We start from the raw sequence: 3,321 nt of genomic DNA on the forward strand, positions 1-3,321 counted from the left end.
GGGCGGACCGGGCGGAGCCGTGTCCCTCGGCCGGGAAGGACGCCCAAAACCGGTCACACGCCTCACCGATGTTCTCCCTCACCGTCACGGCGCCTGCCGTGCTTGAGCCGGCCATGCCGCCCGAACGTTTCAAACCCGCATCAAACCCGACCACGGGCGCACCGGGTAGCTGTTTGTCCGTACCGGCCACAGATCGCTACCGGCCACAGATCGCTACCGGGTATGCCCGATGGAGCGGACGTGCCGGGTGCCTGGAGCGTGGGAGACTGTGGGATCCGCGCCGTTGTGCCGCCCAAGCCGCCGGACCCGGACGTCCGCCACCCTCGCCCCGGTGCGGGACGCTCATCCGACCTGCCGAAAGGACCTGCGTGTCAGCCAACAACCTCACCCGCGACGAGGCGCGTGAGCGCGCCCGGCTGCTCAACGTGTCTTCCTACGAGGTGAACCTCGATCTGACGGTCGGCGACGTCACGTTCGCCGCCCGGACGACGGTGCGCTTCACCTGTGCCGAGCCGGGCGCTTCCACCTTTATCGAGCTGATCGCCCCGACCGTCCGCTCGGTGACCCTCAACGGCCGGAGCCTGGACCCGGCCGAGGTGTACGAGGCGAGCCGGATCGCGCTTTCGGATCTGGCGGAGGTCAACGAGCTGGAGGTGGTGGCCGACTGCGCCTACTCGAAGACCGGCGAAGGCCTGCACCGTTTTGTCGACCCCGTCGACAGCGCCGTCTACCTGTACACCCAGTTCGAGACCTATGACGCCCACCGGATGTACGCCTGTTTCGACCAGCCGGACCTGAAGGCGGTCTTCCATCTGTCGGTGGTCGCCCCGGCCGGCTGGACGTGCATCTCCAACGGACGCCGGCTGGAGTCCACCGACGCGGAATCGCAGCGGACCTTCTGGCTCTTCGATGCCACACCGGTCATCTCGACCTACATCACCGCGCTGGTCGCCGGCCCCTATCACGAGGTCCGTGACCACCACGACGGAATCGACCTGGGCCTGTACTGCCGGCAGTCGCTGGCCGAGTTCCTCGACCCGGACGAGCTCCTCACGATCACCAAGGCCGGCTTCGACTTCTATCACCGGGTGTTCGACTACCGGTACCCGTTCGACAAATATGATCAGCTCTTCGTCCCCGAGTTCAACGCGGGTGCGATGGAGAACGCCGGTTGCGTGACGTTCCTGGAGGACTACGTCTTCCGCGCAAAGGTCACCGAGGCCCGCCGGGAGCGGCGAGCCGAGACGATCCTGCACGAAATGGCCCACATGTGGTTCGGCGACCTCGTGACGATGCGCTGGTGGGACGACCTGTGGCTGAACGAGTCGTTCGCGACGTTCATGTCGGTGCTCGCCCAGGTCGCCGCGACCCGGTTCACCAACGGTTGGACGACGTTCGCCAACGCCGAGAAGGGCTGGGCCTACCGGCAGGACCAGCTGTCCTCCACCCATCCCATCGTCGCCGACGCGCCCGACATGGACGCGGTACGCACGAACTTCGACGGGATCACCTACGCCAAGGGCGCCTCCGTCCTCAAGCAGCTGGTGGCGTGGGTCGGCCAGGAGGAGTTCCTGGCCGGGCTGCGGTCGTACTTCCGCCGGTACGAGTACGCCAACACCTCGCTGCGGGATCTGCTGGACGAGCTGGAGAACGCAAGCGGCCGGGACCTCTCCGTGTGGTCGGCGGACTGGCTGGAGACCACCGGAGCCAACACCCTGCGTGCCCGCTTCGAAACCGACTCATCCGGCCTGTTCACCTCCTTCGACCTGGTGCAGGAACCGGCGTCGTCACCGTCCACGGCGAGCCGGACGCTGCGGCCGCATCGGCTGGCGATCGGCCTGTACGACCGTGCCTCCGACGGGTCGCTGCTACGCCGCGAGCGCATCGAACTGGACGTCGTCGGCGCGCTGACCGAGATCCCGAAGCTCGTCGGCGCCCGCCGGCCCGACCTGATTCTGATCAACGACGACGACCTCACCTACGCCAAGATCCGCCTGGATGACCGGTCCCTGGCGACGCTGATCGACTCGATCGGCGCGATCCGCGATTCGCTCCCACGGACGCTGTGCTGGGCGGCGGCCTGGGACATGACGCGCGACGCCGAACTCGCCGCGCGGGACTACGTCGCCCTCGTGCTCTCCGGTGTGGACACCGAGGACGACATCGGCGTGGTGCAGTCACTGCTGGCCAAGGCACAACTCACGATCGACACCTACGGGGATCCGGCAAACCGGTCGGGCGCGTTGCGGGCGCTGTCCGCGCGGGCCGAGGAGCTGCTGGCCACGGCCGAGCCCGGCAGCGACCTCCAACTGGTCTACGCGACCACCGTCGCCCACGCCGAAGAACCCGACCAGGTCGCACGCGTCCGCGCCGTCTTCGAGGGCGCCGAGGTCATCGACGGGCTCGCCCTCGACACCGAGCTGCGCTGGACCCTGCTCATCCAGCTGGTTGCACGCGGCGTGTACGGAGTCACCGAGATCGAGGCCGAGCTCGCCCGCGACCCCACCGCGACCGGCGAGAAGCGGGCCGCCACCGCCCGCTCGGCCCGGCCCACCGCCGAGGCGAAGGCCGTCGCGTGGGCCGCGGCGATGGAGTCCGACAAACTGTCGAACCATCTGCTGGTGGCGACCATGGGCGGCTTCTGGATGCCCGGCCAGGACGAGCTGACCCGGCCGTACGTGGACCGCTACTTCGCCGAGATCGGTCGGATCTGGCGGACTCGGACCTTCGACACCGCCCAGACGATCACGCAGATGCTCTTCCCGGCCGCGATCATCGAACCGGAGACGGTCGAGGCGGTGGACGCCTACCTCGCCGATCAGGAACCGGTACCCGCGCTGCGCCGGGCGCTGGTCGAGGGCCGCGACGGGCTGGTGCGCGCGCTGCGCGCCCGCGCCAAGGACGTCGAGGCCGCCGCGGCTGCCGCCGGCTCCTGACCGCGCCGGCTCCTGACCACACCGACAGCGGATCCCGCTGGCCCGCGGTCGTCATCACGATCGCGGGCCAGCCCCGCCATCCAGGTCGGATCAACGACCCGGGGGTCTCGGCCGCCGACGCTTCCATCATCCATCCGAACTGGGAACTTGACCTCTGTGCGATCCAGGCGGATGCTGAAGCAGCCTCGGGATACACGCCCCGACGGAAGTGGAGCCCCGACCCTCCGGATGGTGGGTGCGGGGCTTCTGCGCGTTCAGATCCGATGCAGGACGACCGGTCCGAGAAGCCTCAGGTACTCGGGCCGCTCACGGGCCTCAGCCTGGAAGACCGCCGACGCCGAAGTCCGTTACGCGCCGTGGTAGAGGCGGTCGAGGTCGACGAGGA

At 68.8% G+C, this 3,321-nt stretch carries 1 protein-coding gene; it reads left to right on the plus strand.

All coding sequences use genetic code 11. The features are described 5' to 3' along the window. Positions 1 to 368 precede the first annotated feature (368 nt). Entirely contained in the window at positions 369 to 2,936 is a 2,568-nt protein-coding gene (gene pepN / locus U9980_RS22915) for an aminopeptidase N (RefSeq protein ID WP_322769831.1), read from the plus strand. Positions 2,937 to 3,321 lie beyond the last annotated feature (385 nt).

It is taken from the genome of Protofrankia sp. Cr1, from assembly GCF_963555865.1.
In the GTDB taxonomy this organism is placed as follows: Bacteria; Actinomycetota; Actinomycetes; order Frankiales; family Frankiaceae; genus Protofrankia.